The sequence below is a fragment of the Paraperlucidibaca sp. genome (assembly GCF_982810325.1).
Genome location: NZ_CEYEMI010000050.1, coordinates 1 through 6,710 on the forward strand (window position 1 = coordinate 1; position 6,710 = coordinate 6,710).

The 6,710-nt window shown below is 55.0% G+C and carries 4 protein-coding genes; 1 reads left to right on the plus strand and 3 read right to left on the minus strand.

Translation table 11 applies throughout. The features are described 5' to 3' along the window. Window positions 1–186: 186 nt before the first annotated feature. Window positions 187–1,611: an amidase gene (locus AC3DKE_RS10750; RefSeq protein ID WP_487990678.1), complete on the plus strand. Its 1,425-nt coding sequence runs from the start codon at window positions 187–189 to the stop codon at window positions 1,609–1,611. Here AC3DKE_RS10750 and AC3DKE_RS10755 read toward each other — a convergent pair. From AC3DKE_RS10755 to AC3DKE_RS10765, 3 genes are all read right to left on the minus strand, one after another. Continuing rightward, window positions 1,523–2,965: an efflux transporter outer membrane subunit gene (locus tag AC3DKE_RS10755; RefSeq protein ID WP_487990679.1), complete on the minus strand. Its 1,443-nt coding sequence runs from the start codon at window positions 2,963–2,965 to the stop codon at window positions 1,523–1,525. The two genes, AC3DKE_RS10750 and AC3DKE_RS10755, sit on opposite strands and share 89 nt — an antisense overlap. Then, a complete protein-coding gene (locus AC3DKE_RS10760; protein WP_379068582.1) occupies window positions 2,962–6,126 on the minus strand; it encodes an efflux RND transporter permease subunit in 3,165 nt (1,054 codons plus the stop codon). The genes AC3DKE_RS10755 and AC3DKE_RS10760 overlap by 4 nt, the downstream gene beginning before the upstream one ends. Before the next feature lie 3 nt (window positions 6,127–6,129). Then, on the minus strand, window positions 6,130–6,710 hold a 581-nt coding region (locus AC3DKE_RS10765; RefSeq protein ID WP_487990680.1), incomplete at its 5' end, for an efflux RND transporter periplasmic adaptor subunit.

Genomic DNA, 6,710 nt, shown 5'->3' on the forward strand with positions numbered 1-6,710 from the left:
TACCGGCCTGTCACGCCGGGGGTCGCGGGTTCGAGTCCCGTCCGCTGCGCCATATGACACAAAAACGCCTCAGCTTATGCTGGGGCGTTTTTGTTTGTGCTGGAAAAACTATTAGTTAATTGAGGCCAATAATATCTGCTAGATTCAAACATTAGTCGGCCTATAAAAATAAGGAGCGCCACATCCATGCCTTCATCCAAACAATGTCACGCCTTCACCACCGACGATGCGCTCGGCCTGGACGACGCCGTTGCGTTACGCGTGCGTTTGCAGCGTGGCGAGGTTTCTGCGCTAGAGCTTACTGAGGCGGCCATTGCTCGCGCTGAGCAGGTCAATGCCACGCTCAATGCCATCGTGTTGCCAACGTATGATGCTGCTCGCCGCAATGCCCAGCAGTCGCACTCAGGCGCCTTCGCTGGCATTCCAACTTTCATCAAAGACAATACCGATATGCAGGGCTTGCCGACGCGCCAAGGCTCGCTTGCTGTTGGTTCGCATCCAGCAAAAAAAGATAGCGCCTTCACTACGCACTTTTTAAGCACGGGCATGAATGTGCTCGGCAAAAGTAATTTGCCAGAGTTTGGTTTTAACGCCTCAACTGAGTTCAAAAGCCGTCCTGCAACACCGAACCCATGGCACTTGGATTATTCAGCTGGTGCATCTTCAGGCGGTTCGGCGGCATTGGTTGCTGCTGGCGTGGTGCCAATAGCGCATGCAAACGATGGTGGTGGCTCAATTCGCATCCCAGCTGCAGCCTGTGGCTTGATTGGCTTAAAGCCTACGCGTGGACGTTTTATTGATGGTGAGGCAGCGGCCATATTGCCCGTTAATATTGTCAGTGAAGGTGTTGTGACGCGTAGTGTGCGCGATACCGCCGAATTTATGCATGCCATGGAGCAGCATTATCGTGGCAAGAAAATGTCGCCGGTTGGGCATGTCACGGGGCCGGAAAATAAGCGCATGCGCATTGGTCTAGTGCTTGACTCGATCACCGGCCAGGCCACCGATGCTGCTACGCGTGAGACAGTTGAGACGACTGCGCGCGTGCTTGAAGGTCTAGGCCATAGCGTGGAGCTCATCAAGCTACCCATCCGCGAAAGCTTTGCTGATGACTTCAGCCAGTATTGGGGCATGTTGTCGTATTTGCTCAGCACTTTTGGCCACAAGCTATTGGGTGCCGATTTCGATAAAACTCAGACGGATAATCTCACTCAAGGTTTGGCGCAGTATTATCGGAAAAATATGTGGCGTACGCCGATGATGCTTTGGGGCATGAAGCGCGTAGCCAATGATTATGCGGAAATCTTTCGCAACTGTGATGTGCTGCTTTCACCGGTGCTGTCGCACACCACGCCGAAGCTCGGGCATTTGTCGCCAGTGCAGTCATTTGAGTCGCTGTTTGAGCGCCTGCGCAACTACGTCAGCTTTACGCCATTAAACAATGCCGCCGGCACGCCGGCGCTGTCGATGCCCATGGGCCGCACGGCAGAAGGTTTGCCGATTGCCGTGCAGCTGTCTGGCGCTAGGGGCGAGGAGCGTCGTCTGTTGGCGCTGGCGTTTGAGTTGGAGGCGGCACAGCCGTTCCACCACCTAGGGCTTTATACAGGGTAATGATCGCTGCCTGATGCGCGAGCTCGGCACGAATGCGATCTTGCGCACTGCTAAAGGCTTCGCGCTGAGCATCGAGCAAGGATAGATAGTTATCGAGACCGGCGTCGTAGCGTGCTTGTGTCAGGCTCAGGCGCTCGTCATTGGCTTTGGCAATGGCACGGCGCGCATCGCGCTGCTCATCGCGTGTGCTCAGCGTCGCTAAAGCGTCGGCAACTTCACGAAAGGCCGTTTGCACGGTTTTCTCATATTGCGCCACAGCAATGTCGCGATCGGCTTGGCTGATGCGTAAATTCGCTAAGTTGCGCCCAGCGGTAAACAGCGGAATGCGAATTTGCGGCGCAAAACTCCAGACCCGCGTGCCGCCATCAAATAAGCCCGAAAGCTCTGTACTCGCGCTACCGGTGCTGGCCGTGAGTGAGATGCTCGGGAAGAATGCTGCGCGGGCTGCGCCAATATCGGCATAACGAGCTTTCAGCACATGCTCGGCCGACATCACATCTGGCCGTGCAACCAAGACTTCGGCAGGGATGCCTGCGGGCAGGGCATCGATGGTGGCTTGGCTGGGCAGCTGCGTGGGCGCAAGTTCTGAGGGCAGCTGTGTACCGAGCAATAAGCTCAGCGCATTTTGATCTTGCGCGACCAATGCACGCAGTTCAGCCGCGCTGGCTATGGCCACTTGCAAGCTACTTTCGGCGGCGGTGATGTCTAAGCGTGAGCCAACACCGGCTTTATCGCGCTCAGTGATGATGTCGAAGGCCTCTTGGCGTGCCTGCTGCGTGCGCTCGGCGAGGGTGAGCTGCTCGGCATCGGCGGCCAGTGTTAGCCAAGCATTGGCGACTTCAGAAATCAGACTCAGGGCGATGCTGCGTTGAGCATCGCTAGTGGAGAGATACTGCTCGCGCGCGCTGTCGCTTAAGTTGCTTAAACGGCCAAAGACATCCAGCTCAAAATTGCTGATGCCTACGCCAACTTGCTGCTGGCGATAAATGCCGCTAAAGCCACTACTTGATGAGCTGATCCGCGAGTTAGTGCTGGTGCCAGAGACATCGATGCTAGGAAATAGCTGACTGCGACCCACGCCATAGACCGCACGAGCACGAGTCACCTGCAATGCAGCGATGCGTGCGTCACGGTTATTTTCTAGCGCAAGGCTAATCGCTGCCTGCAAGCGGGGCTCAAGGATGACTTGCTGCCATGGCCATTGGCTGATCTCGCGACCATCGGCGCTGCTGTTTATGTCGGCTGGCCATTGCTCGGCGATTGGTAGCAGCGGACGCTCGTAGTTTGGCGCCAATAAGCTACAGCCAGAGGCCATCATGGAGGCGGCTAAAAGAATACTTAAACGAGGGTTCATGACGGCGTCTCCGAGTCACTAGCAACAGGTTTTGCCGAAGAATCTTTAGCGGTAACGAGTGTTTGCTTACTAAAACGTGCACGGACCAAGACGAAGAATAGCGGCACAAAAAACATGCCCAATACCGTGGCGCTGACCATGCCGCCAAGTACGCCTGTGCCAATGGCATGTTGCGAGCCTGAGCCTGCGCCTTGGCTGGTGGCCAATGGCATCACGCCCAAGCCGAAGGCCAGAGATGTCATCAGAATAGGCCGTAAACGCTGGCGTGCGGCAGTCAGTGTGGCATCCATTAACTCATGCCCAGCCTCTTGCAGCTCTTTCGCAAACTCCACAATCAAGATGGCGTTTTTCGCTGCCAAACCAATGGTGGTGAGTAGGCCGACCTGGAAGTAGACATCGTTACTCAAGCCACGCAGCTGTGTCGCCAACAACGCGCCAACCACGCCAAGCGGCACCACAAGCATGACGGCAAATGGAATCGACCAGCTCTCATACAGCGCCGCTAAGCAGAGAAACACCACCAGCAGAGAGATAGCGTAGAGGATAGGAGCTTGGCCGCTAGTGCTGCGCTCTTGCTCAGATACACCGGTCCATTCGAAGCCAATGCCGGCGGGTAGCTTGCCGATTATTTCTTCAATCGCATCCATGGCCTCGCCTGAGCTATAGCCCGGCGCAGGACTACCTTGAATGTTTACCGATGGCTGGCCGTTGTAGCGCTCGAGTCGCGGCGAGGCAAAGCCCCAATGCGCGGTGGCGAAGGCCGAGAACGGCACCATCTCACCAGTTTTGGTGCGAGCAAACCAGCGCTCAAGGTCCGATGGCAGCATGCGTGAGGGCGCATCGCCTTGCACATAGACTCGTTTAACGCGGCCACGATCGATGAAGTCGTTGACGTAGCGGCCACCCCAAGCAGTGCTCAGTACGCTGTTAATGTCGCCTAAGCTAATGCCGAGTGCGGCGGCTTTTTGCGCATCAATATCGAGCTGATATTCCGGTGTGTCTTCTTGTCCATTGGGGCGAGCGCCAGCAATGACTGGGCTTTGCGCCGCCATGCCTAAGAGCTGATTACGCGCAGCAATCAAGGCTTCATGACCTAGTCCGCCTTGATCTTTCAGCTGCAAATCGAAGCCACCGGCATTGCCGAGTTCACGCACCGCTGGTGGCACGATAGGGAAGACCATGCCATCACGAATTTTGCTAAATGCAGCGCGCGCACGATCAGCCACAGCGTTGACGCTTTGCCCTTCGCCTGTGCGCTCAGACCAGTCTTTAAAGCGCACGAAGGTTAGACCGGCGTTTTGGCCGCTGCCGGCAAAGCTAAAACCAACGACACCAAACATCGACTCGATATTGTCTTTTTCAGTCTCTAAAAAGTGATGCTCAACTTGCTTCAACACTGCCAGCGTGCGCTCTTGCGTCGCGCCTGCCGGTAACTGAATCAGCGTGTACATAAAGCCCTGATCCTCTTCTGGTAAAAATGAAGTGGGCAGTTTCACGAATAGCGCCACCAAACCGATGATGATCAGCACATAAAATACCAACCAGCGCTTAGGCTTTTTCAGCAAGCCTGCAACGATGCCTTTATAGCCATCGCTGCCACGCTCGAAGTGGCGGTTGAACCAGCCAAAAAAGCCAGTCTTCGCTTCGTGCTCATGACCGTGGATAGGTTTTAGCAAGGTTGCGCAAAGTGCCGGTGTGAGTACTAGTGCAACGATGACAGAGAGCACCATGGCAGAGACGATGGTGATGGAGAACTGGCGATAAATGACGCCTGCGGAGCCGCCGAAAAATGCCATCGGGACAAATACGGCCGATAGCACGAGAGCGATGCCGATCAATGCGCCAGTTATTTGCGACATGGATTTTCGCGTGGCTTCAACAGGGCTAAGGCCATCTTCACGCATCACGCGCTCAACGTTTTCGACCACGACAATAGCATCATCGACCAAGAGCCCGATGGCCAGCACCATAGCGAACATGGTGAGGGTGTTGATCGAATAGCCAAAGGCCGCAAGCACGCCAAAAGTACCGAGCAATACCACTGGCACGGCGAGTGTGGGAATCAGAGTTGCACGAAAGTTTTGCAAGAATAAAAACATGACCAAGAACACCAAAATTATGGCCTCGATCAGCGTTTTCACCACTTCCTCAATCGACAGTTTCACGAATGGTGTGGTGTCGTAGGGGAATACTGCCTTCATGCCAGCGGGGAAAAATGGCGATAGTTCGGCCACACGCTCTTTCACCAAGCGCGCAGTTTCTAGCGCATTGGCGCCAGTGGCCATTTTGATCGCCATGCCGGTAGCAGGCTTGCCCATAAAGCGAGCAATGGTGTTGTAGCTTTCGCTGCCAAGCTCAACGCGAGCGACATCGCGCAAATATACTGTGGCGCCATTGGCCTGAGTTTTTAGCAGGATATTGCGAAACTGCTCGGCATTTTTCAGGCGGCTTTGTGCGGTGATGGTGGCATTGAGTTGTTGGCCGGGCACGCTAGGCGTAGCACCTAGTTGGCCAGCGGAGACTTGCGTATTTTGTGCCTGAATGGCCGCGATAATATCGGCCGGTACTAGCTTGTAGCTCACCAGCTTCGCAGGGTCTAACCAAATGCGCATGGCGTATTGAGCGCCGAATAGCTGAGTATCACCAACGCCTTTCACCCGACTCAAGGGGTCAATAAGGTTGGCGGAAACGTAGTCGCCTAAATCGTATTGGCTCATCGAGCCATCTTCAGAAACGAAGCCAACCACGAGCAGGAAGTTGCGGGTAGCTTTTGCCACGCGCAGGCCGCTGCGTTGCACTTCATCGGGCAAAAGTGGCAAGGCCAGCTGCAGCTTATTTTGGACCTGCACTTGAGCAATATCGGGGTCGGTGCCGCTGACAAATGAGAGCGTGATGTTGACGCTGCCATTGGCATCGCTGCTCGATGACATATAGCTCAGGCCATCGATGCCCTGCATTTTTTGCTCGATAACCTGAGTCACCGAGTCTTCGACGGTTTTTGCCGAAGCGCCGGGGTAGCTACCGCTGATGCTAATGGATGGTGGAGCGATGCTTGGGTATTGCGAAACCGGCAAATTTTCTATCGATAATATGCCGGCGAACATGATGAGAATGGCGATGACCCAGGCGAAAATAGGCCGGTCAATAAAGAAACGTGACATGACTTACTCCGCCTTTTTGGCTGCTGATGGTGCGGCGGTTTTTTCTGCTGCGGTGTCAGCTTCATCAGATTTAGCTGGAGCTTTTTCTACCAGCTGATCTCCCGTAAATGGCACGGGCTTTACTACGCTACCTGGCCGAGCTTTTTGCAAGCCATCAACTACAAGGCGATCACCCGCTTGCAGGCCTTCCACGACCTGCCATTTATCGCCAATGGCGCGCGAAGTTTTCACCACGCGTGGCTGCACGTTATTGTCTTGGTCGAGCACCATCGCAGTGGCATCGCCTTGTGGGTTTCGGCTCAATGCACGTTGCGGCGCTAACACACCTTGCTGCTGGCCTTGAGCGACTTCAGCTTGGACAAATAAGCCGGGTAATAGCTGACCATCGGGGTTAGGAAATTGAGCGCGTAGGGTGATGCTATTGGTGCTGGGGTCTACTGTGCTTTCTGAGAATGCGACACTGCCGGCATGCTCATAAGTACGGCCATCGCTCAATGTTAGTTTCACTGGGATGCGCTTACCTTGGTTCACGCCGCCTTGCTCGATAGCGCGTTTGAGTGCGAGAAAGTCGCTGCTCGACTGCG

Excerpts from the sequence above, each read along its gene's own strand:
- AC3DKE_RS10750 (WP_487990678.1), top strand. The coding sequence starts at position 187 with ATGCCTTCATCCAAACAATGTCACGCCTTCACCACCGACGATGCGCTC.
- AC3DKE_RS10755 (WP_487990679.1), bottom strand. The coding sequence starts at position 2,965 with ATGAACCCTCGTTTAAGTATTCTTTTAGCCGCCTCCATGATGGCCTCT.
- AC3DKE_RS10760 (WP_379068582.1), bottom strand. The coding sequence starts at position 6,126 with ATGTCACGTTTCTTTATTGACCGGCCTATTTTCGCCTGGGTCATCGCC.